This is a genomic window from uncultured Eubacterium sp., from assembly GCF_934295145.1.
Classification (GTDB): Bacteria; Bacillota; Clostridia; order Lachnospirales; family Lachnospiraceae; genus Eubacterium_I.
In genome coordinates, this window is the sequence record NZ_CAKRAS010000022.1 from 19,190 (window position 1) to 45,233 (window position 26,044).

Below are 26,044 nucleotides of genomic sequence, written 5' to 3' on the forward strand. Positions count from 1 at the left end.
CTCACTACCTTATAAAGATAAAAATCATCCTTATTACATTTTTTAATGTAGAAACTACAATCATTATTCTCATCCTGCAGATGTATCTTTTATTGTAACCAATTTCCCTCCATTTGCCAATAACAATCTTGTAATATTTATCGAAAGTTTCCCAGGAAACCGCTAGTCAAACACCCGATTTTGTACTATACTTGATGCATATAAAAATCAGATTACGAAAGCAATGAAAAAGAATAACACGCTGTTCCATTCAGAGTAATTTTCTGAAGATTCAGCGAAACTAAGAGGGAGTATTTATGTTAAAAATAGGTTCTCATGTAAGCATGTCAGGGAAAGACATGTTTTTAAATTCTGTCAAAGAAGCTGTGGGCTATGAGGCCAACACATTTATGCTTTACACCGGCGCTCCTCAAAATACCCGGCGCAAACCGGTGGAAGAATTAAATCTTGCAGCAGGCTGGGAGGCCATGCGGCAATACGGCATCGACGATTTTGTCGTACATGCGCCATACATCATCAATCTGGCAAATACCGTGAAACCGGAAATATTTGAACTTGCGGTAGAATTTCTCACGTTGGAAGTGCAGCGGACTGCCGCAATGAAGAGCAAGATTCTGATCCTGCATCCGGGCTCCCATGTGGGCGCAGGCGTTGAGGCCGGAACCGCCCGGATCATCAAGGGTTTAAATGAAGTTCTGGAAGAATCCGCCGACTGCTGCATCGCACTGGAAACCATGGCCGGAAAAGGTTCAGAAATTGGCCGCACTTTTGAAGAACTTGCTGCCATTTATGACGGTGTCCGTCATCCGGAACGGCTGCGGGTCTGCTTTGATACCTGCCATACACACGATGCCGGTTATGACATCATCCATGATTTTGACGGTGTTATGGAAGCATTTGACCGTATCATCGGAAAAGACCAGATAGCAGTATTTCATATCAATGACAGTAAAAATCCATGCGGTGCCCATAAGGACCGCCATGCAAACATCGGTCAGGGTGAAATTGGTTTCGATGCACTGTACAACATTGTGCATCACCCAGATTTTGCAGATATCCCTAAAATTTTGGAAACACCTTATCTGCCAGATCCTGAAAATCCAAAGAAAACCCTGCCACCATACAAAGAAGAAATCGCAATGCTTCGCGGAGGAACATTATGACCATCTTTCAGATTCAATGTTTTTTAAATGTAGCTGAATATCTGAATTTTACAGAAGCTGCCAACCATTTATTTGTTGCCCAGTCTTCCCTGAGCCGAAATATCTCCAATCTGGAGGAAGAACTTGGAATGAAGCTGTTTGTGCGCACGAAAAAATATGTCCGGCTCACTTCCAGCGGCGCCATTCTCTATGAAGAGTTTTCCAAGCTGATGAAGTTAGGTGAAGCCGCTGTACAGAAAGCGCGCAATGCGGAACTTGGTGAAAACGGTTCCATCATACTCGGTGTCATTGAGACACAGCGTTCCGAGAATTTCCTGCCCCATGCCCTGCAACTGCTGCGGGAAAATCATCCGAATATCCGTATCGATATTGTCAGTGGCAATTTTCATGATTTGCGGGAATCTGTGCTGAACGGACGCATCGACATTGCGTTGACACTGGATTTTGATATCATTGATTATCCGGCGGATGATGTCATTTATCAGGTATTCTTTGAGTCCACACCGAAATGTGTTATCTCAAAGTCACACCCGCTGGCGCAGCAAAACAATCTGCATTTTGATTCCTTAAGCACCGAGACAATGATCGCCATTGATCCGTCCATTTCCCGGGGCGCTTACAACAACATCGTGCAATTTTGTGAGCGGCATGGATTTACACCGGCGCATACGATTTATGCGACATCCATTCAAAATATCCTTCTGAAGGTGGAGGCCGGACTGGGATTTTCCGTGCTGGATGAAAACTGTATTTCCAATTCCAATGCGGCAGTGCTGTCGCTGCCGTTTTATAAGACAGATCCGTTGCATCTTGTGGCCGTGTGGAAAAAAGATAATTTAAATCCGGTCATTCCGCTTTTCACGAATTATCTGTTGCCTCAGGAACCGTAAGGGACATTGGCTAAAATTTATATTTATGAAGCGAAATCGAAGACTCCTTCTGCAACCGCTAATCGTTCGCTCCCCTCGTTTTGCTTCGGTTTTATCGCGCTCACTCCCAACTCCGATAAAAGCTGGTCGTTTCCCGCTCGCGCAAAACTCGCAAAACTCAGTCGCTTACTGAATCGCTTGTCGCAGAAGGAGTCTTCGATTTCGCATTTCAGTTATGAATATTCTTGTCATGCCTTTTGTATTACCTTCGCAACGTACCTAAGCTTATATGTATTTTGTTCGCAAAGCGAATGGTTCAGGCGCGGAAGAAAGAAAAAACGCATTATCGTAACGTACATGAAAAAAGACTCAATATTTAATCAAAGTGGGCGTCTCAGCCCGCGTGATTCAATATTGAGTCTTTTTTCTACACGACCTACTCCGTTTTTTCTTTCTGGAGCGCCAAAATATCTTGAATTTCTTCCGGCGAAATATGTGTATACTCACTCAGCTGTCGAATCGACGGATCCTCGGAATTCTCTTTCGCCAGATATTTCCGCGCCTCATGCAACAATGCTGCTTTTCCAAGCACCGCCTGCACCTGATCGGCATCTCCGGTAAGCTCACGAATATATGACTCAAATCCGGCAATTACCTGTTTTTCCAGATAGCTGTCTACCCCGGATGCGTTTCCGAGTTCCGGCAGCGCTCCAAGCGCCATCCAGAGTGCCATATTACCTTCCTGGATCAGGTCTTCCATATTGACCGGCACATCCTCATACATGCCTGCCATATGAATGACACGCATAAGCCAGCCATCTACGATATCATTGACCACACTCTGGTCTCCCTGCAAAATAGCAGTATACAGTTCACGCATTTTTGCCTCATCGGCCTCTCCACGTCCTCTGACTTCATCCAGATACATTTTATAATATACGGAATCGGATAATTTTTCCACATCCTTCGGCTGTGGAACATCGTCCTCTTCTTTTTCGCCATCTGTCACATGGTCTGCGTGAATCTGAATTCCGGATAGCGAATTTGTAGTGGAATAAATTTCCTCTGTTACAGTTTCCGGTTCTTCTGCTTCTGTCTCTTCTTTCTCCGGCTGTTGTGCCATTTTGGCCTCCGGCGGCAGGTTCAGATACTCAAAAACCATTTTCTCCTGTTCTTCTGAAAGTTCCATGCCCTCAAAATACTTGTGTACTTCCTCGGGTTTTATTTTTTCTCCGGATGTGGCTGCAATTTCTGCCACTTCATGTAATGTCTCAAGAAAGAGATTTTTATCAATCATGCGTTACTCCTTTTGTAATATTTTCCTGCAATAACCGGAAAAATTTCTCCGCATGGTATCCGTCGTTGACTGCATGATGGAAACTTCCCGTAACCGGCAGCATCCAGCGGCCGTCCTTCTCATAAAAACGTCCGACGGTCGTAAACGGCGTATAACGCATATTGTCTCCGCCACGTTGATAAAACGTATCCGGAATCGAGTAAGAAATTGCCGTAAAGGAAGTATCCGGCGTAATGGACACATCGACGCTGTCCGGTCTGGCATCTTCGTAATAATACAGCCGGTCTGTCGCCTCTGATTTCTTTTTATCCGCAAGGAACTGCTGATAATATGTCTCAAAATCTTCGTTATACTCGGTCACCATGTGAGTGAACAGATGCGGTTTTGCACTTCTTCGCAGCGTATAGCTGGTATTCATCTGATCATAATAACCTATTATACCATTTACTCTGCCATAACGGTAGTCCACATCTGAATTTACAGTCTTTGTGATCAGCCAGCAGATGGTTGGATAAAACTTGTATCCGTATTCTTTCAGCTGCGCATGCAATTCTGTCATATCAAGCTGCACAGTCATTGCATAAGTATAACCATAAAATGCATCAAATATCTCTTTTCGATCCCATGTATTTTCATTTATCTCATGAAACATATGCTCTCAGTCCCCCATAATTTGTATTATGTACTATTTTCTTTCATCCATAGCCACGTAATCACGTTCCTGCATAATGCTCTTATAAGCCGGACGAATGATCTTGTCTGCATTGACAAGTTCCTCAATGCGGTGTGCGCTCCAGCCGACAATTCTGGCCATTGCAAAGATCGGTGTGTATAACTCCAGCGGAATATCAAGCATGCTGTATACAAATCCACTGTAGAAGTCCACATTTGCACTTACACCCTTGTAAATCTTGCGCTTCTCTGCGATAACCTCCGGAGCCAGCCGCTCGATCATGGAATACAGCGCAAAATCTTTTTCCCGGCCCTTCTCAATGGCCAGTGCCTCTACAAAATGTTTGAATACGCGGGCTCTCGGATCGGACAATGAATATACGGCATGTCCCATTCCATAGATCAGTCCTTTATGATCAAAAGCCTGTTTATCCAACAACTTGCCAAGATATATTTTTACCTCTTCCTCATCTTCCCAGTCAGATACTTCCCTGCGCAGGTCTTCCATCATTTCAACAACCTTAATGTTTGCACCACCGTGTTTCGGTCCCTTTAAGGAAGAAAGTGCAGCTGCGATTACGGAGTAAGTATCAGAACCTGCGGAAGTTACGACACGGGTGGTAAAGGTTGAGTTGTTTCCACCTCCATGCTCCATATGCAGAACCAGTGCGGTATCCAGTACCTGTGCTTCCAGTTCTGTATATTTTTTATCCGGTCTGAGCATCAGCAAAATATTCTCCGCTGTGGACAGATCCGGCTGCGGACGATGAATGTACAGACTTTCGTCACACACATAATGATTGTAAGCGTGATATCCGTAAACCGCAAGCATCGGCATCTCGCTGATCAGCTTCATACACTGCATCAGAACGTTCTGAAGCGATGTATCACGGATATTTTCATCATAGGAAGCTAATGTCAGCACACTTCTGGTCAGGGAGTTCATCAGATCAGAACTCGGTGCCTTCATAATAACGTCTCTTGTAAAATTCGTTGGCAAATGTCTCGCTGTCGCCAGAGCCTCACAGAACATATGCAGCTGCTCCGGTGTCGGCAGTTCGCCAAACAGAAGCAGGTACGCAACTTCCTCGAATCCACAGCGCTTTCCCTCAAATCCTTTTACCAAATCAATGACGTTATAACCACGGTACCACAGATTTCCGTCACACGGGATCTTCTGGTCATTTTCCATCTTGAATGCTTCAATCTTTGATATATTCGTCAATCCGGCAACTACACCGTTTCCGTTTTTATCACGTAACCCACGCAACACACCGTTTGCATCAAACAATTCAGCGGTGATACGGTCTGTTACCTGACAGCGTGCTGCATATTCTTTCGAAAATGAATCTAACATTTTTTCATCGTACATTGTTGTGTCCTCCTTCTCTGCCGGAATCGTCCTACCAATACCGTTTGTCATTTCACGGTTCCTTTTATACATAATTCTAGCACTCATGTTACCTGTTTGCTAATATTTTGTCAAATAAAAAAAGTATAAACAGAACTATCACTATATACAACTGAACGTGTTTTCAACACGCATGTACACTATTTTGTCACTCCAAAAATCGGTAATATATTCATATAGTTGAATGTTTTCCAGCGATAAAACGAAGGCACAACGATACGGACACAATTTAGGAGGGTTTATCATGGATATACTTAAACGAATTGACGAGATTATGAAAAAGCAGAACTTAAATGATTATCAACTTTCCAAGTTGTCTGGTCTGTCGACTTCTACCATATCTAATATGCGTAAGCGCAATACCATTCCATCGATTGCTACGTTGGAATATATCTGCGGCTCTTTGGATATGACATTATCACAGTTCTTCGTAGAGGAAAATACGAATCTTTATCCTGTGACAGATAAACAGAAAGATTTTCTGGATTATTTTGTTCTTCTCACTGACAGACAGCAGGATCTTCTTCTGGAAATTGTCAAAAGTATGCATGCTACTTATGGCGAAAAAATGGAGCAGAAACAGGCAGCGGATGAAAATAATGCTTCAGAAGAAGCAAAATAACAATTAAAAATGCAGATACCGATAGCTTAAAGTTGCATTCTCGTTGGTATCTGCATTTTTTTACTCTGTCAGTCCTGTTTCTTTCAGCACTTCTTCCACACGTTTTACCGGAATGATGTTCAGTTCCGCTCTCACTTCCTCTGCCACATCTTCCAGCTCCTCACGGTTATCATACGGAATAAATACCGTCTTGATGCCTGCACGCTGGGCAGCCATCAGTTTCTCCGGCAGACCTCCGATCGGCATAACGCCGCCACGCAGAGACACTTCACCTGTCATGGCAATTTCCGGTGAAATACTTTTTTCTAACAGCATGGATGTCAGGGCTGTCACGATCGTAATTCCCGCAGACGGGCCATCTTTTGGCACAGCTCCCGCCGGCACATGGATATGTACATCCGACTCTTTTAATTTTTCTGCTTCTTCCGGAAACATGGATTTTACCAGTGTCATGGCAATCTGTACAGATTCTTTCATGACATCACCAAGCTGTCCGGTAATATTTACTTTTCCGTCACCTTTTATCTGAGATGCCTCGATAAAAAGGATCTCACCACCTGCACTGGTCCAGGCCAGTCCGGTTACCACACCGGTCTGCGGTTCCTGCATACGTACATCGTGGTGGATCTGTTTCCGACCCAGGAATTCTTTCAGACGTTTTACCCCTACACTAATGCTCTTCTGCTCACCTTTCACCAGTTTTACGGCTGCCTGACGGCACAGTGTCTCCAGTTTTTTCTTCAATCCACGAACGCCGGATTCCATCGTATACTCACTGATGATCTCGCGCAGGGCATCATCTGTCACCTTCAGATTCTGTTTTTTCAGTCCCATGGTTTTCATGGCATTTGGGAGCAGATAATTTCTTGCAATCTCAAACTTCTCCACAGCCGTGTAACCTGGAAATTGTATTACTTCCATACGGTTCAACAACGGTTCCGGAATCGTGTCAATAGAATTTGCGGTACAGATAAACAGAACATCTGACAGATCATATGGTACATTCATATAATGATCTGTAAAGCTGAAATTTTGCTCCGGGTCCAGCACTTCCAGTAATGCGCTGGCCGGATCACCATTATAATCATGGGAAAGTTTATCTACCTCATCCAGTACCATCACCGGATTAGAACTTCCACTGCGTTTCATTCCCTCCATGATACGTCCCGGCATCGCTCCGATATACGTTCTTCTATGTCCACGGATTTCTGCCTCATCCCGAACACCGCCGAGACTGATTCTGACATATTCCCGGTTCAGTGCTTTTGCAATGCTCTGGCAGATACTGGTCTTACCTGTACCAGGTGCTCCCACAAACAGCAGGATCGATCCGGATTGCTTTTTATTCAAAGCCATCACGGCAATCTGTTCCACGATACGTTCTTTTACTTTCTTCAGTCCATAATGCTGCTCATCCAGCACCTGCTCCGCATGATTTAAGTCAATTTCTTCCGGTGCGGCTTTCTGCCAGTTCAGTGAAGTCATAAAATCCAGGTAATCATAGAGCAGTCCATACTCATGGCTGTCCTTTCCTTCCTGTTTCATACGATTCAGCACTTTTTCAGCTTCCCGCAGCGCTTCCTCATTCATGTCGGATTCCTGAATCTTTTTCTCAAACTTACGCACGTCGGATATGTTTTCCGGATGCATCTCATCTAACTGCTGCTGCAAAAATTCAATCTGTTTTTTCAGGGCTGATTCACGATATACCCGCTCATGGGTCTCTTTCTGAGCACTTTCTGCTTCATCGCTGACATGCGCCATCTCGATAAATTCGTATATTGCTTTTTTCATGAGCTCTGCTCTGTCTTTTTCTGAATCAGTAGCAATGATCTCATATTTTTCTTCCGGTGTGATATTCAGATAGCCGGAAATCGCACATATGATCTCCGTCATCGTATTCCAGTGCTGGATAAACGCACGGGCCCAGACACCCCACTGGAAACCATTGACAAACTGTAACAGACTGTCCCTGGTCTCCTTGTACATCTTCTTTGCGTCCTCCTCCGGAAGATCCGCAATCTCCGTGCAGATAGCTGCATCCGCCATAAATTCGCCATTTTCCAGTTCAATGCCGGAAATATCCACACGGTCATGGACACGGATACTTAAATTTCCGTCATCATCAATATTTTCAACCGTTCCGACCAGACCTTTCTCCTGAAAATCATCTACCGTCAGATCTTCCCGGCGCTTTTCCTCTTTCTGGATCAGGAATAAAATTTCCTCTCCTTTTTCCACTTTTTCAACCTGCAGTCGTTCCAGGATATCTTTTTTGAAATAAAATGTGACGCCTGGAAGGAGCAGTAAATCATATACTGGCAAAACTAACATGAAATCGCCTCCTTTATTAGCAAACTATCCTATTGAGTGCTAATTATACCACCTTCTGAAATAATTTCAAGTGGGGGATGCTTAGTACTCTACGCACTTGAAGCGGGGCAATGCTTATTCTGCGTTCATTTTATCGAGAAGTTCCCCGATCGGACGATTTTTCGTTGTATCCTGATCCAGATATGTTTCACTAAGCTGTTTTCCAGCCAACTCCATCTCCGCATGCAGATCTCTCGCGGACAGCAGACGACATCCCTCACCACGAATGATAATCTGCTCCAGCCCGTCGGATGTGGCCACGGTCACCTGATATTTTGATGCATTGGTATGCGCAAATTTCTCGATATACTGATCGGCAGTTTCAGCTTCTTTTGTAAACACCACATGAATGTTGTGATAGTCCGAACATTCCGTCTGATGGCCAATCACGCGGTAAGCATCAAATACTGCAATGACTTCGATTTGTTTCATTCCCTGATAGTTTGAAAGCTTATCCAGTAGAATCCCTCTGGCTGCATCCATATTTTCCCGGGCAAGGTCTTTCAACTCATCCCATGCAAAAATAATATTGTAACCATCCACCAACAGATACTCCTGTTTTTTCGGTTGCGGGGAAAAACTTCTGGTCACAGATTCCGTGCGGCTCTCCACTCTGCGCCGGCGCACCACGCCATTTCTGCGTGTTCGGGATCCACTGTTTGCATAAAATGTCTTCTCCAGAATTGCGTCTACTTCGTCCACACCGATCCACTCATCCATGACGCTACGGGTGGCCCGCTCCGGGAGTTCCTCTCTGCGGTCTGCTTCCGACTGCCAGCCTTCCACGTGCATATGCTCTTTTACCTCATTCCATGGAACGGTAAAACCTGCACCGTGGGTACAAAATACGGATCCGGTCGGATTGCTCAGGTCGTGCTCCGGATCGTAGCCAGCAGCTGCAATCACTTCATCCGCATTATGGCACGGCGCATATCCATCCAGTGTCAGAAACAGCCGTCCAAAGCCCTTTGTGTAAGCTGCCACTTCTTTCGGATAATCCTGCATTTCACTGACCGGTGCCTTTCCTGTAAGCACAGACAAACCACTCTCATTCTGCACAATCTCAAAGGTTCCGTTCATTTTTTCAATATCCGTCATGGCTTTGCCGATCATTGTCTCCGGCAATTCCAGCCGGAATTGATAATATGGCTCCAAGAGTACAGATTCTGCCTCCATCAGTCCCTGACGGATCGCACGATACGTTGCCTGACGGAAATCTCCGCCCTCGGTATGTTTCTGATGTGCGCGGCCTGCGATCAGCGTCAGTTTCATATCTGTGATTGCCGCCCCGGTCAGCACACCGCGGTGCTCCCGCTCCTGTAAATGTGTCAAGATCAACCGCTGCCAGTTTTTATCCAGCATATCCTCACTGCAGTTGGCTGCGAATACCAAGCCACTGCCCGCCGGAAGCGGCTCCATCAGCAGATGGACTTCCGCATAATGACGCAGCGGTTCAAAATGGCCGACTCCCTCCACCATATTTGCTATCGTTTCTTTATATACAATATGAGAATTTCCAAAGGTGACATCAACTCCAAACCGCTCTGCAATCAGGCTCTGCAAAATCTCTGTCTGGATCTCACCCATAATCTGTGCCTGGATTTCCTGCAATTGCTCATCCCAGACAATATGAAGTTCCGGCTGTTCTTCTTCCAGAAGCTTCAGTTTCGGCAGCATTACCGCCGGATCACAATCCTGCGGCAGGCAGACCTGACAGGTCAGTACCGGTTCCAGAATCGGTGGCAGTGTCTGCGCAGCATCTCCAAGTCCCTGTCCCGGATATGTTTCCATGAGTCCCGTCACTGCACAGACTTCGCCCGCCTGTACTTCCTGCCGGGTTTCATATTTTTCACCGGAATAGATGCGAATCTGATTTACTTTTTCCAAAGTGTCGTCATCCGCCTCTTTTTTTGTGCAGATCAGGTCTTTTACTTTCAAAACGCCTCCTGTCACTTTTAAATGTGTCAGCCGGTTTCCCTGCTCATCTCTGGAAATTTTATATACTTTTGCTGAAAAATCTGACGCATACTCCACCGGCTCTGTCCAGTATACAAAGCCATTCAGAAATGCTTCGATGCCTTCCATTTTCAGTGCGGAACCAAAATAGCACGGAAATACCTGACGCTCCGTGATCATCTCCCGAATCTGTTCTGTCGGAATACTGCCGGTTTCCAGATAAGTCTCCAATGCTTCTTCCTGACAGGTTGCAAGTTCTTCATACAGCCCATCCAAAGACAAAGTACTCTGATTCTGACTGATGTTCTGGTTTCGATCCGTATTTGCAAGCACATCAGTATCTGAAAAATCAATACAACCATCAGACAACCGCTCTTTTAACTCTGCAATTAACACTTCTTTATCCGCTCCCGGCTGGTCCATTTTATTTACAAACAGAAATGTTGGGATTTCATACTCCTGCAGCAGATTCCAGAGTGTCACCGTATGTCCCTGCACACCGTCCGTGCCGCTGATCAGCAGCACCGCATAATCCAACACCTGCAGTACACGCTCCATCTCTGCAGAAAAATCCACATGCCCCGGTGTATCCAGCAATGTCAGCTCTGTATCCTGCCAGCTAAACTCTGCCTGTTTCGAAAAAATCGTGATTCCCCTTGCACGCTCTCTCGCATCTGTATCCAGAAATGCATCTTTTGTATCTACTTTTCCAAGTCTTCGAATTGCACCTGCAGTATATAAAAGTGCCTCTGACAGCGTGGTTTTTCCGGAATCCACATGCGCCATCAATCCGGTACAGATGTGCTTTCTTTTCTTTTTCTCTATCATATAGTCACCTCGTATCCACCGACTTTCCGGCATTTTCTTTCTGTTCTCTATACGTCCTTTTTTCACTAATTATTTTTATCATAACATATATTATGCAAAGATACAAAAAAGACATGGACAGAACCATTGCTTTTGCAAAATCTGCCCATGCCTTTCTATTACAGTAGTTGTCTATTATAAGCTTCCGATTCCTCAGACTCGATTTTTACTCAAGGGTCTCTCCGTTAATCACCTGCTGGATCATTGTTTTTGCCTGATCTACCGTAGACTGGTCCGGAACCATAACATACAGTTTCTGGCTCATGGAGTATGTGGATGACATTGCTCCGCTTCCGTCTACACTGTAAGATTTTACGTTCCAGGAACTACCGTCTGACAGCTGGTCTTTTACCAGATTAGATAATGCATCATACGGCATATCCGTCTGGAAGCTTCCCTCCAGGCCTTTCATCAATTCGTTGAAGTTCTGCAGAACGGCTGGTGTCTGAAGTTTCTGGATCACACCTTTGATGACTTCCATCTGGTCTTTTCCACGCTGACGGTCACCTTCTGCAAAAGAATGACGTTCTCTTGCAAATGCCAGTGCCTGTTCTGCGTTCAGATTATTGGTACCTTTTGTATAATGATAGGATCCAACACTAAAGTCGTAATCAGACTGTACAGTTACACCACCCAGTGCATCGATCAGATCCTCAAATCCACTGAAGTTGACACGGAAATAGTAATCCATATCAATGTCGTACAGCATGCCAAGGGTATCTTTGGAAACATCGATACCATAAATTCCTGCATGGGTCAGCTTGTCTTTGACACCACCGGAAATAGATAACGGTACAAAGTAATCTCTCGGTGTGGAAACCAGTAATATCTGATGTGTATTTGCATTTACAACTGCAATAATATTTACATCGCTTCGGCTCTTTGTGGAAACATCTCCATAAGTATCAATACCACTGATAAACATGGTAAATATACCTTTTTCATCTGTCAGTGTCTTATCAGAGCTTGTCTTTTTCACTGCCGTTTTCCACTCATAAGATGCGATCTCACGGATACCGGACTCAAAATTCTCATAGCCTTCACTCTCGGAGATCATTCCGACAAAATCTTCGCTCATAACAATGGCACGGCAGTCTCCGCTGGTCAGTGCATCTGCCAGATCCGTTGTCCCGTTACATTCTACAACGGAAATATTCTCTGCGAGCTCTTCCTCAATCTGTGCCACTGCATTATCAGTATCATCACGATTGATCTGCGCCAGAATACCAAAACGGTATGCGGATGCATCCTGAATGCTCTGTGCCGGATCATCAGCAAGAACATATACACCAACTTTCGTCGTCTCTTCTTTTGCATCAGTGATATTTTCCAGTGTGTCAGTTAATTTTCCGACTTTACCACCGGCAAATGCCAGTACACCGCACACCAGTGCAGCAATCACAACACCGATAATAAACCGTACCAGACGGATTTCTTTTTTCATCAGAAATCTGCACAGTACAATCAGCACAGCCAGTACAACTGCTGCAATGATCAGCAATTTATTTGGCAGCATGTTATTTTTCTTCAAAAGCCAGACCATCCATACAGACATAACAATCTGTACAGCTGTCACAAGCCAGCCGATACAAAAACATACTTTTGTCTTCATATCCACACTTTCATTTTCTCTTTTGCTCATTTCATTTCCTCTTTCTTTTTTGCCTGAAACCTGATCTATCTGATGTACCTGCTTCATGCAGGAGCGTAAAATGTCGCCCGCTTTCGTAATCCATCAGATTCATTTCCTGTTATGCAAGCAGTTTTTCCACCGCTTCTGCATCAAAAGTAACAGATGCCACATGATCTACCTCAATCTGATACAGTGCATTGGCCGCAATGTGCTCTGCTGCCTGCTCCAGATCACGGATACCTGTCGTATTTTCGTATTTTTTGATCACTACATCCAGGCCTTCCGGTGTTACAATACATTCGTGTTCACTCATACCCATACGTTTTAATACTTTTGGCAGAGAGAAACGGGAGAAAATTGTCTTCTTCTCCTCCGGTGTATAATCCGGAATCTCAATAACCGCAAAACGGGACATCAGCGGTGCGCTGATGCGGTCTCTGTCATTGGCTGTTGCGATCGGATACACACCAACCGTCGGAACCATACATTCCATGTAGTTATCGGTAAATCCAAGGTTATCCAGCAAAGTCAGCAGTACGTCTGCCGGGTTTCCATTTCCTTTTCCGTTGGAAGCTTTATCTAACTCATTGATGATAAATACCAGACCGGACTCTCCTGCTGCGGAAAATGCTTCCATGATGATACCCGGTTTTGCATTGGCGTAAACACGGGAACTTCCCGTCAGCTGCTCCGGATCATGGATAGAACTCATGTCAAGTGTGGTCCACGGCAGTTTCAGGATACGAGCAACCGCATAAGCAATCTGAGATTTACCGGTTCCGGCCGGACCGATCAGCAACAGACCGTAGGCCGGCAGTGTATGCGTACGATTGATCTGAATAATCGTCTCGATAATACGCTGTTTTACACGCTCCATACCATACAATTCTTCGTCCAGAATCCGACGGGCTTCCTCCGGATCGATTGCTTCAAAATAGTTACTTTTCCAACGAATATTCATCATAATGGAAAGGGCACGCTGCGCATGACGGCGTTCCTCCGCAGAAACCTCATGAGAACGTGCAACGGCCAGATTCCGACGGGCCCACAGGCGGATATTATCCGGCAGTGTACGGCCTGCACAATTCATAAAGTCTGTGATACTCTGCAGACTGGTCAGCTTCATGCTGTCGCCTTCTTCTTCCTGCTCTTCCTCCTCATGCACTTCTGTCGGTGCGTTGCTGGCAAACAAACGCTCCATCATAAACTGTAAAAATCCATCCTCTGCGGACAGTTTCGTGCCACCGCCAAAAGCAATCTCACGGATTTTGTATACTGCATAGCCATCCGGACGGTTTTCACCGGAAAGACGCACGTTGATGTGGTTCTCACCCAGCCAGCGCAGCAGGCTGACAAAACGTGCATCGATCTGCAGAATATCTGCACTGACCTTGCCGCCCTCTTCTTCAAACTCAAAAGAAGTTCGCTTTACCGGATTTGTAAACACACCACAGGAATGATGCTGCCACTGCTGTGCTCTGTTGTCCAGCAGCAAAATCGGAGATTCCGCTGTCGCCTCAGAGTCATTGGAAAACAGCATCGTATAGGTACAGATTCCCTGTGCATTGGCATCTGGTTTATTATTAAAATCAAATACGGGCATTTTCTAGCTCCTTTACCTACTTTTTTCGTAATCTTTAATAGTATATCACTACTTATGTCATTAGAAAAGTTAATTTTTTCTTATTCTACATCTACCGGTTTCAACTCACCGGTTACGGAATCCATAATAAATCCGGTAATCGTGATATCCTTTGGCATCAATGTATGATTTTTCAATGCGATCACCGTATCTCTGACAGACTGCTCGACGCACGCAAAGCCGCCCAGCCATTTTTCCAGATCAATACCGCTGTTTCGCACAATGTTGATATGTTCCTGTGAAACGCCTCTGTGTGTCAGTTCCTCCAGAAGTTTTCCACCGTCCATGCCCTGCACACCGCAGTCCGTATGTCCGATGACCATTACTTCTTCCACGCCAAGCTCGATAATTGCTACTAAAAGGCTTCGAACCACACTACCATATGGGTGTGTGATGACACCGCCGGCATTTTTTATAATTTTTGCATCGCCGTTTTTCAATCCCAGAGCTGCCGGAAGTAGTTCCGTCAGACGTGTATCCATGCAGGTCAGAATTGCCAGTTTTTTATCCGGATACTTGCTGGTCAGATACGGTTCGTATGCTTTATTTTCCACAAACTTCTTATTGTACTCCATAATTTCGTTGATCATTTGTACTCCTCCTTATGCAAACAAAAAATAGAACTATTCAGCATGTTTCTGAATAGCTCTATTGTAACAATTATTTCCTGTTTTTACCAGACCACTTTTATCAGCATGGAATGCCCATCCTCACTGAACGCAGAAATTTTTCCCTTATGTGCAGTTACAACCGCCTTAGCCACAGACAGGCCGATACCGGAACCGCCTTTTTCCGAATTACGCGCTTCGTCCAGCCGATAAAAACGCTCAAATACCTGATCCAGATTTCCCTGCGGAATCGGCTCCGTCTCGTTCCATACCGTCAGGATCGTTTTGTTTCCTTTGCCCCAGAGATGTACGCGGATCGTACTGTCCGGTGTGGAATATTTCACTGCATTATCCAGCAAAATGTCAAAAAGCTGACGAATGGTTTTCTCCTCGCCGTTCAGCATAATGCCATCTGCAATGTCTGTCTCGATATTTTTATTCTGCATCATCACCAGTGTCTCAAATGGTTCTACGCAGTCAATCAAAGCATCGGAAAGTGAAAATTTTGTCTTTACTCCATTGACTTCGCCTTCATCCAGCTTGGACAGGGTGATCAGCTGCTGTGTCATGACGGTCAGACGGTGCACCTGATTGCGGATACTTTTGGTCCACTGACTCTCCCCGTTGTCCATCTCGATAATCTCTGTGTTGGCATCAATGATGGTCAGTGGTGTCTTCAGTTCATGGCTGGCATCTGTAATAAACTGCTTCTGTTTTTTGTAGCTTTCTGCCACCGGCCGGAACACCAGTTTTGAGAAAAATACAACCAGTACAAACACGGCGGCCAGCCCCACAGTGGAAATACCAAAACTATTTTTCGCAAAGTTTTTCACCGTTGTGATTTCCTGTCGACAGTCCACAAATACGATCATGGTTCCGTCTTCCGTCTCGGTCACGCGATAACGGTAAATATCAAAAAATCCGGTTGTTTTTCCGGAAGTATACACTTCACTGGCGTACTCTTTTGCGGAATCCTCATCAATGGCGGCAATTTTTCCGGTGTCACAGTCTGATACATCTCCATCGGAATCAAAAGTTACCGTAAAATAGCGGGTTTCAAATGGGGTTTCCTTGGAAAAACCCATGTGATCTTTGCCAATGTTATCCGGCGGATTTTTCTGATCATCTGCTATATTTTCCCCATCCGGCTTATCCGGTGGAGTCGTATCCGAATTTGAATCCTCCGGTGGCTGTCCGTTCTGCCCCTGATTTTCCGTTGCACCAGAATCATTTATACCTGCATCACCGAAACTTCCGCCTTCGCTGACGATCCATTCCGTCAGAGTATCTGCTTTTTCCACCAGATGATGATAATTGACGATATTCACCGCCAATATCATACTTTCCAGTACGATCAGAATCGCACACATGGCGGCTATAATAAATTTTTTTCGTAATTTCTTTATCATAGTGATTTTTCCTATTCTGACACAACCAGGGAATAACCTAACCCGCGGGCTGCTTTGATCTTAATATCCGCGCCAAGTTCCTGCAGTTTTTTCCGCAAATAAGAAATATAAACCCAGACCGTTCTTGTATCCGTTTCCGTGTCATATCCCCAGACTTTTTCCAGAAAACGCTCTGTTGAGATCAGCTGACCGGGATTTGCCATCATCATTTCCATCATCTGAAATTCCTTGTTTGGAAGGTGCAGGCTGCCTGTTTCTGAACGCAGTTCAAAACTGGCACAATCCAGTTCCATATTTCCCATTTTTAATACGGTAGTGGCTGTGGCTGTTTTGCGTCGTGTCACCGCCCGCAATCTGGCCAGCAGTTCTTTTGCAGCAAATGGTTTGCTCAGATAATCGTCCGCTCCTGCATCCAGTCCAACCACACAATCATCCAGTTCTGATTTTGCTGTCAAGATCAGAACCGGAACGTTGTTGCCCTGTCGGCGTACATTTTTCAGAACTGTGATGCCGTCCATTTTCGGCATCATGATGTCCAAAATCACATCATCATAATCATCCGCCATAATGTAATCCAGGGCATCCTGTCCGTTGTAGACTGCGTCTACCGAATAATTGTTATGTTTTAAAATCATGACGAGCGCGTCTGATAATTCGCGCTCGTCCTCTGCCAGTAAAATTCGCATGTTTACTCCTATCCTGCTTTTCTTTCATCTCAGTCTGAGTTGGGACTCCCTCTTCTGCATGTGGTAAGTAATAACAATTTATCTCAGTCGAGAAGACTCCCACTTCTGTAAGTGGCGAGTAATAACAAGTCTTTCTCAGTGGGAGTACAATCTCCGACTGAGATAAACGCTCCGCGAGGATGTGCAGTGATTCTGAGAAGAATATGTCAGCTTTCGCTGACCAGAATCACGCACCAAGTCTCACGTGCGTTCGACTTGAATTTCTTTACTAACAGTATAGGGTGGAAACTTTAAATTTACCTAAAAAAATCAAAAAAGATAATTTTTTCTATCTATCCCACTTATCACACAGCGCATTGATCTGATCTGCGAACTTCGCCATATCTTTATTTGCGATTTCTTTGTTTTTATGGATAACCGCAATCAGGCGCTGACCTGCTGCCAGAAGTCTCTCAAATACCGTGTTGACAGATTTCTTGGTCTTGCGTTTCTCTGCCAGTTTTCTGCTGCCCTGAACAACGCACAGATTCTGCTGCAGATCATAAATATCCCCGCTGTACGGAGCCACGGCATCCACACCAACCACTTCTTTTAAATGTGCTGCAAAATTATCCGTCACCTGATCCTGTCCATGAACCACAAACACCCGTTTCGGTTTCTGCTTCATGCCCTGCACCCAGGCGGTCAGGTGATCTTTATCCGCATGGCCGCTGATACCCGGCAGATTCAAAATTTCTGCATTGACATGTACTGTCTCACCAAAAAGTTTTACCTCTTTTGCGCCGTTCAACAGCTGATATCCCAATGTGCCCGGAACCTGATATCCAACAAATACAATAGTACACTCTTCCCGCCACAAATTATGTTTCAGATGATGGCGGATACGGCCTGCCTCACACATTCCGGAAGCAGATATAATTACCTTTGGTGTCTTGATAAAATTAATTCCTCTGGATTCATCACTGGAAACCGTGGTCTTTAATCCGGGGAAACCAATTGGATTAATGCCACTTTTGATCATTTCCAGATCTTCCTCGCGAAAACACTCCAGCACGTTTTTATTAAAAATATTTGTCGCTTCGATGGCAAGCGGACTATCCACATACACCTCGAAATTCTGGAAGGAAGACAACATCTGATTTTGTTTGATTTTTCTCAGATAATACAGCATTTCCTGGGTACGTCCTACGGAAAATGCCGGAATAACTACGTTTCCTCCTCTGGCAAATGTCACTGCCAGCACTCTGGCCAGCTCGGATGCATAATCAGGCGGAACATCATGATTTCTGTCTCCATAGGTAGACTCCATGATCAGATAATCCGCGGATTCCGGGATTTCCGGATCACGGATCAGCGCACGGTTGCCATTTCCAATATCACCGGAGAAGATCAGTTTGCACTCATCGTCCCCCTCTTTTGCCCACATTTCAATAAAAGAAGAGCCAAGCAGATGACCTGCATCACGGAAACATACAGTCAATTCATCGCACACATGCACTTTTTTATCATAATCACATGGCACAAAATAGTTCAAAACACCCTGCGCATCATTCACACTGTACATAGGAACGACTTCCGGCTGACCGGCTCTGCGGGCTTTCCGGTTTCTCCAGTCTGCCTCAAACTCCTGAATGTGTGCACTGTCTTTTAACATGATGTTACAAAGCTGTGTGGTAGCATTTGTGGCAAAAATCTGTCCACGGAAGCCTCTTGCATACAACAGCGGCAATAATCCGGAATGGTCGATATGTGCGTGTGTCACAAACACATAATCAATCGCTGCTGCATTCACCGGAATATCCTGATTTTCGTAGATGTCTGCCCCCTGCTCCATACCACAATCCACCAGAATATGTTTTTCCCCGATTTTCAGATAATGACAACTTCCTGTTACTTCATGCGCTGCACCAATAAATTCAATTCTCATAGAAAAACCCCCTTCTACATATTATTTTTCATCATCCTCTTTGCCCTGCAGATAGTAGATAAATTGCTGTGCGGTTCTGCCGGAAATTCCGCCATGGCTCAGTTCCCATTTATTTGCTTCTGCCTTCAGCTCATCCTCAGACATCTTGATGCCTGCTTTTGCAGCCAGATGGACCACAATGTCAAAATACTCTTTCTGGCTCGGTTTGGAGTAATTGATGGTAACACCAAAACGGTTAACCAGAGAAAGTTTCTCCTGCATCGTGTCGGAACGATGCATTCCCTCATCCTGCTGTACATCGTTGCGGTCGCTCCATGTCTCACGGATCAGATGACGGCGGTTGGATGTCGCATAGATCAGAATATTATCCGGTTTTGTCTCCACACCGCCTTCGATGACAGCCTTCAGGAATTTATATTCAATCTCAAATTCCTCAAATGAGAGATCATCCATATAAATAATGAACTTGTAATTTCTGTTTTTCACGGCTGCGATAACATTTGACAGATCTTTGAACTGATGCTTGTAAATTTCAATCATGCGCAGACCCTGACCGTAAAACTCATTGACAATTGCTTTGATACTGGTTGATTTACCGGTTCCACTGTCACCAAAGAGCAGCACATTGTTTGCTTTTTTTCCTTCCACAAAGGCACGGGTATTGTCCACCAGTTTTTTCTTCTGGATCTCATATCCAACCAGATCAGACAGCATCACTTTATCCATGTTGTTGATCGGTAAAAATACAAGTTTGCTGTCGGTACGATCCTGAATACGGAATGCCTTGTTCAGACCAAACATGCCAACACCGTAATCACGGTAAAATTCAGTTACTGCTGTGAAAAATCCTTCCACATCTTTCGCCTGTTCCATGCGGCTGCTCAATGCCTGTACTTTCTCACTGACATTTTTGTTGTACATCAGTTCTTTTTTCTCAATGGCACGATAATTGGAAATCTGTGTAAAGCAGTCAATACCAAGAGATTTCTCAATTTCAGAAAAATCATACTCAAACAGATTTTTGATGGCCGCGAAATCATTTTTTGCGAAATGGTTGACACTTCCATCGTTCGCACCGATTTTTTCACAGGTGATGCTGAATGGATTTTCATTTGTAATAAGGAAATACGCCAGGTAATTGTGCCACAGATTATTATCAAATCCAAAATCTGTTGCCACCGTCAGCAGACGTTTGATCTGGGTATACACCTTGCGGATCAGCACTGCATTGCTCTGGGTGCCCTCCTCAAATTCCCGGAAAATCTCACCCATCTGATATAAAATACAATCCTCGTCTATGTCTCCATACATAATTAATTTTGCAATATCTCTGTACATACTGAAACCTCCTGTACGTTTTCTTTTTTATGGTTCCTGCCGGAACTTCTTTATGCTTTTTTAATAGTTTATACCCTTTTTTCCACTTTGCCAATAGTTGTATTTTTCTTTCTGATAAGGTATCATAGAAAACATAAAAACGAATCCATTTCTTATTGTAAGAACTACAGGATTTGCATAACGTAACAAAGGAGATTTTTATATGCCAAATACAAACTGGAATGACGTTGGTGATAAAATAAAAGATGCCGTTGACGCAGCCATCTCCACCGGAGATTTTACAAACCTGAGCCGTTCCATCGGAGACGTGATCAACGACACCATCGACAACGTAAAAAGTTCAGTGAAAGATTCTGCCAATAATTCATATAGCTCTAATCCGTACTATAAAACGACACACACGCGACCGGCTCCGGATCAGGCACAGCCACCGGTATTATACAACAAGCGTCCGGGCGGACAGGCCGGTGCCATCATCAGCATGGCGCTTGGATATTCCGTTGGAATATTTACACTGGCAGGACTGATCACATTCACAGCCCTCAGCGCAGCTGTTTCCCATATGTTTATCGTACCGGTTGTTATCTTCGGTGTACTCGCCGTCACCGGATTTACCCTTGGTGTCAACGGTACAAAAAAAATCCGTCTGCTGAACCGTTTCAGAAGCTATGTGCGCCAGATCGACCACCATTTAAGTGTACCGCTTCAGCAGCTTGCGGATTGCAATCACAAATCCACTGCATTTATTGCAAAAGATCTGCAAAAAATGATCGATCAGCATCTGTTCTATGAAGCACATGTGGACACACAGGACAACTATTTCCTGCTTTCTGATCAGGCTTTCGAGGATTACCGCAACGCAAGACTGGAATATTATGAAAAGAAAAAAGTGATGGAAAAAGAGCAGGAAGAACATAAAGTATCTGCCGAATGCCAGAAACTGATAGATGAAGGGCAGGCTTATGTCCGCCATATCCGTGAATGCAATGATGCAATCCCGGGAGAGGAAATTTCCCGCAAACTGGATAAAATGGAGCAGCTGGTACAGCGTATTTTTGACGAAGTCCGGATTCACCCGGAAGTGGCCCCAGAGCTGCAGAAAATGATGAACTATTATCTGCCGACCACATCCAAACTGCTGGATGCTTACCGCGAGCTGGATCAACAGCCAATCGAAGGGGAAAATATCAGCAGCACAAAAGCTGAAATTGAGCAGACAGTTGATACCCTGAACATTGCATTCGAAAAACTGCTGGACAACTTATTTGCAGACCGCGCCTGGGATATCTCTTCTGATATCTCAGTATTGAATACGATGCTTGCACAGGAAGGTCTGAAAGAAGACGATTTCAGCCTTAATAACAAATAAAATCATTTTTTAAGGAGAACATTTACTATGGACAACGAATTTAAAGACTTTGCAACCACACCAACACTGACTTTTGATGTGGCGCCGGAGACAAAAGAAACACCGGCTGCAACTGCTGCTTCTGATCTTGCAGAACAGGCTGCCGACCCGGCATTCAGTGAAAACAATCTGACTCCGGAAGAATTACAGATGGTCAACGACTTTTCTGAAAAAATCGACCTGCACAACTCTCAGGCAATTTTACAGTACGGTGTTGGCACACAGAAAAAAATGGCTGACTTTTCCGAAGCTGCCCTAAATAACGTCCGCACCAAAGATCTGGGCGAAGTAGGTGACATGCTCTCCTCTCTGGTTGTCGACCTGAAAAGTTTTGATATCACAGAGCAGGATAAAGGGTTCAAAGGATTATTCAAAAAATCCTCCAACAAGATCACTGCTATGAAAGCAAAATATGACAAAGCTGAGGTAAATGTAAATAATGTATGTACCGCTCTGGAAAATCATCAGGTAACTCTGATGAAAGACATTGCCTTGCTGGACAAAATGTATGATGTTAACCTGAATTATTTCAAAGAGCTTTCCATGTACATCCTTGCAGGAAAGAAAAAACTGGAAGAAGTCCGCGCCGGCGAACTTGCCGAAGCAGTTGCAAAAGCAAATGCTTCCAACCTTCCGGAAGATGCACAGGCAGCCAAAGACCTGCAGTCCATGTGTGATCGTTTTGAGAAGAAAATCCATGATCTGGAACTGACCAGAATGATTTCCATTCAGACTGCACCGCAGATCCGCATGGTACAGAATAACGATACGCTGATGGCTGAAAAAATTCAGTCTACTATCGTCAATACCATTCCGCTGTGGAAGAGCCAGATGGTACTTGCCCTTGGCATTGAGCACTCCGCACAGGCAGCCAAAGCACAGCGTGAAGTAACAGATATGACAAATGAACTGCTACGCAAAAATGCTGACATTCTGAAAACTGCTACTATTGATACTGCCAGAGAATCTGAGCGTGGCATTGTAGATCTTGAGACACTGAAACATACAAATGAATCTCTGATCAGTACTTTTGATGAAGTATTGAAGATTCAGACAGAAGGCCGTGAAAAACGTCAGACTGCGGAAGCAGAAATGCAGCGTATGGAAAATGAACTCAAAAAGAAACTTCTTGAGATTCGTAATTAATTTCTTGTTTATGGTAGTTTAAAAAAAGCTGGAAGAAAACTCCAATGCCGGCACGAATGATTTTCTATCTACGCTGCGCCGCTTATCTCCGACCGCTTTCGCGAACTCACCAACAGCAAAGACAGCTGTTGGCTCAGACACACTCCCGCGGTCGGGCTATGCTCGCTTCGATAACGAAAATCAGTCTACCGCCTTGCCTTGGAGTTTTGCTTCCAGCTTTTTTTATTTACGCCGTGGCACCGCGTGACACGGCGTAAATGGAACAAAGCAGAAACATTTCTCATACCTGCACCGGAAATACAATTTTAATTTCCGTTCCTTTTCCAAGCTCACTTTCTATTTTCAGTTCTGCCTTATGCATCACTGCAATGTGTTTTACAATTGCAAGACCAAGCCCGGTTCCACCTGTCTGCTTAGATCTGCTTTTATCCACACGATAGAAACGTTCAAAAATACGCTCCTGATCTTCCTTGGATACGCCAATTCCGGTATCTTTTACCGACACAAACGGATGACCATTTTCCTCACCGATCGTGACATTCACAGAACCGCCAACACAATTGTATCGAATGGCATTATCACACAGATTATAAATCAGCTCATCCATCATACGGCGATTGGCCTGGATTACTTCACTTGCACCTTTCACCCGAACAACCACCTGGTGTTTGTTGGCCTGCATTTCCAACATATCCTGACAATTCAATGCCATCTCATACAGATCCACCGATTCTTTATCCACACACTCTTCCACAGAATCCAACTGTGACAAACGCAGAATATCATTTATCAATGTCAGCAGTCGCTGGGAACTCTTATGGATTTCCCCCGCAAAACGCACAGTATCTTCACCCTGTGCAATCCCCGATTCAATCAGTTCTGCATACCCGGAAATGGACGTCAGTGGTGTTTTCAGCTCATGGGATACATTTGCGGTAAATTCCTGCCGCATCTTCGAATTTCGTTTCAATTCCCGATGCTGCTGATTGATCGTCTCAATAAATGGCTGAATCTCCGGATATGTCTGCATTTCACTTACTTTTTCTACATCCACAGCCAGCATTTCAATTGGTTCAATAAACCGTTTTGTCATAATATGTCCCAAAACCAGACATAATACAAAAATCACTGCAAAAATACCTATACACTCTGGCACCAGATATGTACACATTTTTGCCACGTATGGAATATCTCTGGATACACGGATAATACAGCCATTATCCAGTTTTTCTGCGTAATAAAAAGACAGCGTTCCAATGGTATTGGAACGTCTTGTTGCCTTTCCTTCACCTTCTTTTAACGCCTGTTGAACCTCCGGGCGTTCCATGTGGTTTTCCATCTTGCTGGCATTGGCTTTGCTCTCATAAAGCACATTTCCGTCTGTATTGATCAGTGTAATACGCAGCCCGTCCGCATTTGCATCATAATTCTGCTCCAATGTATTAACAATGTAATCTGAACTTGCAAGGACATGAACATCTGTCTGCAGATCCTGAAAAATCTGCTTCTGTAACATCATAAAATATGCCCAGAATGTCAAGCCAATGGTCAGTAAAATGGCCAGTGCCGCAATTCCAACTAAATTTTTATGAATTTTCTTTCTCATACTTTCTGCCTCGTCAAAAAACTATTTGTATCTTGTTTCTCACCACCTGCAGGAGGTGGGAGTCATCTCACATCTGATATATTTAATCTCTAATATGGTTCAAGCTATATCCTACATTTCGAACAGTCTGGATCAATTTACCCGACGGACCCAGTTTCTGACGTAATGTCTTGATATGCATATCAAGCGTACGGGACTCGCCGGTAAAATCCATCCCCCAGATTTCTTCCATCAGACGATCTCTGGTCAGTACAATCCCCTCATTCATGATCAGATATTTCAATAATTCATATTCTTTATAAGTCAGATCACATTTCCCCTGTGCAGTATGTACCTCATGCTTACTGTCATTCAATGTAATATCTTCAAACTCATATACTTCTTTTTTCTGAATAGAAGCACTTCTTCTCAACAGTGCTTTTACCCTTGAGATCAATTCCATCACTCCAAACGGTTTGGTCAGATAATCATCAGCACCAAGATCCAGCCCTTTTACTTTATCCAATTCTGTCGTTTTCGCCGTTACCATAATAACCGGGACCAGGACTGTGCTGTGATTCAGACGCATTTTTTTCAAAATCTGCAGTCCATCTTCATCCGGTAACATAATATCCAATAAAACCAAATCCGGAATCTGTTCATCCAAAGCTGCATAAAAATCTCTGGCACATTCAAATCCATGCACTTCATAACCGGAATTTTTCAAAGCAAAACTCTCGATTTCCTGAATATTCTTATCATCTTCTACGATATAAATCATCATATCTTTCCACCTCATCTACTTCAAACAGCTGACATCCTATGTCCATTATGCTTTACTTATTGCTCATTTTTTCACTATCTGGATACTTTCTTGGTTTGTTAATCCTAATTAGTTTATCTTATTTATTATTATAAATAGCACCCGTAAAATAAAATCATATTTTAAGTAAATTCTATGTAAAAAATTTTACATATATTATACCACGTATCTTGTTTCGGGTGGCTTAAAATTCACTATTTAGGTTTTTAAAAGAACTCCTGGAATTTTGTCTCAGTCGCTAACAATCGCTCCTTGAGAAAAAATTCCAAGAGTTCTTTATCTGCACAATGAATTTTGTAAATTTTTGCGCCACCCCACACTGCGTGCCGCACAAGGTTTCCTCGGCGTAGCGGCATAGCGATTAAAGCGATATAAAATTTAATATCATAAAAAAGTGGCACTTATAATTTTACATCGTAGATAAAGAAAACGTGGTATTTTTCCTCAGTAAGCGATTGTTAGCTACGGAGGTAAAATACCACGTTTTTGATTCATACACTAAAGTTTAAGCCACTGCACAAACTTTAAATTTTACTTAGCTGCCAGAGCTTTTTTGATCTCCTCAGTAAGAAGCGGAACGATCTTGTTCAGATCTCCAACGATACCGTA

Annotated in this window: 19 protein-coding genes; 5 read left to right on the top strand and 14 right to left on the bottom strand. The window is 44.0% G+C overall.

Translation table 11 applies throughout. The features are described 5' to 3' along the window. Positions 1-296: 296 nt before the first annotated feature. Positions 297-1,163: a deoxyribonuclease IV gene (locus tag Q0I54_RS06075; RefSeq protein WP_296117281.1), complete on the top strand. Its 867-nt coding sequence runs from the start codon at positions 297-299 to the stop codon at positions 1,161-1,163. Beyond that, positions 1,160-2,053: a LysR family transcriptional regulator gene (locus Q0I54_RS06080; protein ID WP_296117283.1), complete on the top strand. Its 894-nt coding sequence runs from the start codon at positions 1,160-1,162 to the stop codon at positions 2,051-2,053. The genes Q0I54_RS06075 and Q0I54_RS06080 overlap by 4 nt, the downstream gene beginning before the upstream one ends. A gap of 415 nt (positions 2,054-2,468) precedes the next feature. Here the strand turns inward: Q0I54_RS06080 and Q0I54_RS06085 are convergent, their stop codons facing one another. From Q0I54_RS06085 to Q0I54_RS06095, 3 genes are read right to left on the bottom strand one after another with little or no spacing between them, the layout of a single operon-like run. Further along, positions 2,469-3,329: a hypothetical protein gene (locus Q0I54_RS06085; RefSeq protein WP_296117284.1), complete on the bottom strand. Its 861-nt coding sequence runs from the start codon at positions 3,327-3,329 to the stop codon at positions 2,469-2,471. Continuing rightward, entirely contained in the window at positions 3,322-3,981 is a 660-nt protein-coding gene (locus Q0I54_RS06090; protein ID WP_296117286.1) for a CatA-like O-acetyltransferase, read from the bottom strand. The genes Q0I54_RS06085 and Q0I54_RS06090 overlap by 8 nt, the downstream gene beginning before the upstream one ends. A 33-nt stretch (positions 3,982-4,014) precedes the next feature. After that, positions 4,015-5,358, bottom strand: a complete 1,344-nt coding sequence (locus Q0I54_RS06095; RefSeq protein WP_296117308.1) for a citrate/2-methylcitrate synthase — start codon at positions 5,356-5,358, stop codon at positions 4,015-4,017. Positions 5,359-5,656: 298 nt separating this feature from the next. Between Q0I54_RS06095 and Q0I54_RS06100 the strand changes: the two genes are divergently transcribed. Beyond that, on the top strand, positions 5,657-6,034 hold the full coding sequence (locus Q0I54_RS06100; RefSeq protein ID WP_296117287.1) for a helix-turn-helix domain-containing protein: 378 nt from the start codon (positions 5,657-5,659) through the stop codon (positions 6,032-6,034). A gap of 60 nt (positions 6,035-6,094) precedes the next feature. On the opposite strand, the gene lon is transcribed toward Q0I54_RS06100, so the two are convergent. The 9 genes from lon to Q0I54_RS06145 form a co-directional block, all read right to left on the bottom strand. Continuing rightward, positions 6,095-8,368, bottom strand: a complete 2,274-nt coding sequence (gene lon, locus Q0I54_RS06105; RefSeq protein WP_296117289.1) for an endopeptidase La — start codon at positions 8,366-8,368, stop codon at positions 6,095-6,097. A gap of 114 nt (positions 8,369-8,482) precedes the next feature. After that, on the bottom strand, positions 8,483-11,191 hold the full coding sequence (locus tag Q0I54_RS06110) for a translation factor GTPase family protein (RefSeq protein WP_296117291.1): 2,709 nt from the start codon (positions 11,189-11,191) through the stop codon (positions 8,483-8,485). Positions 11,192-11,396: 205 nt separating this feature from the next. Next, complete coding sequence (locus Q0I54_RS06115) at positions 11,397-12,872, bottom strand: LCP family protein (protein WP_296117292.1); 1,476 nt, start codon at positions 12,870-12,872, stop codon at positions 11,397-11,399. 109 nt (positions 12,873-12,981) lie between these two features. After that, entirely contained in the window at positions 12,982-14,466 is a 1,485-nt protein-coding gene (locus Q0I54_RS06120) for an AAA family ATPase (RefSeq protein ID WP_296117293.1), read from the bottom strand. 80 nt (positions 14,467-14,546) lie between these two features. Then, entirely contained in the window at positions 14,547-15,095 is a 549-nt protein-coding gene (locus tag Q0I54_RS06125; protein WP_296117295.1) for a carbonic anhydrase, read from the bottom strand. A gap of 83 nt (positions 15,096-15,178) precedes the next feature. Then, the gene (locus Q0I54_RS06130; protein WP_296117296.1) at positions 15,179-16,522 is read right to left on the bottom strand and encodes a cell wall metabolism sensor histidine kinase WalK; all 1,344 of its coding nucleotides are present in this window, start codon (positions 16,520-16,522) and stop codon (positions 15,179-15,181) included. Positions 16,523-16,533: 11 nt separating this feature from the next. Next, entirely contained in the window at positions 16,534-17,208 is a 675-nt protein-coding gene (locus tag Q0I54_RS06135; RefSeq protein WP_296117297.1) for a response regulator transcription factor, read from the bottom strand. A gap of 328 nt (positions 17,209-17,536) precedes the next feature. After that, the gene (locus tag Q0I54_RS06140) at positions 17,537-19,135 is read right to left on the bottom strand and encodes an MBL fold metallo-hydrolase RNA specificity domain-containing protein (RefSeq protein ID WP_296117300.1); all 1,599 of its coding nucleotides are present in this window, start codon (positions 19,133-19,135) and stop codon (positions 17,537-17,539) included. A 21-nt stretch (positions 19,136-19,156) separates the two neighbouring features. After that, a complete protein-coding gene (locus Q0I54_RS06145; RefSeq protein ID WP_296117301.1) occupies positions 19,157-20,473 on the bottom strand; it encodes an ATP-binding protein in 1,317 nt (438 codons plus the stop codon). A gap of 202 nt (positions 20,474-20,675) precedes the next feature. On the opposite strand from Q0I54_RS06145, the gene Q0I54_RS06150 reads away from it, so the two are divergent. Further along, positions 20,676-21,842 carry a 5-bromo-4-chloroindolyl phosphate hydrolysis family protein gene (locus tag Q0I54_RS06150; protein WP_296117302.1) on the top strand — a complete coding sequence of 389 codons (1,167 nt, stop codon included), beginning with the start codon at positions 20,676-20,678 and terminating at the stop codon, positions 21,840-21,842. A 27-nt stretch (positions 21,843-21,869) separates the two neighbouring features. Further along, complete coding sequence (locus Q0I54_RS06155; protein WP_296117303.1) at positions 21,870-23,027, top strand: toxic anion resistance protein; 1,158 nt, start codon at positions 21,870-21,872, stop codon at positions 23,025-23,027. Between the two features lie 280 nt (positions 23,028-23,307). Here Q0I54_RS06155 and Q0I54_RS06160 read toward each other — a convergent pair whose 3' ends face one another. Both Q0I54_RS06160 and Q0I54_RS06165 read right to left on the bottom strand, forming a co-directional pair. After that, entirely contained in the window at positions 23,308-24,633 is a 1,326-nt protein-coding gene (locus tag Q0I54_RS06160) for an ATP-binding protein (RefSeq protein ID WP_296117304.1), read from the bottom strand. A gap of 82 nt (positions 24,634-24,715) precedes the next feature. Continuing rightward, positions 24,716-25,393, bottom strand: a complete 678-nt coding sequence (locus tag Q0I54_RS06165; RefSeq protein ID WP_367270787.1) for a response regulator transcription factor — start codon at positions 25,391-25,393, stop codon at positions 24,716-24,718. Between the last annotated feature and the right edge of the window lie 651 nt (positions 25,394-26,044).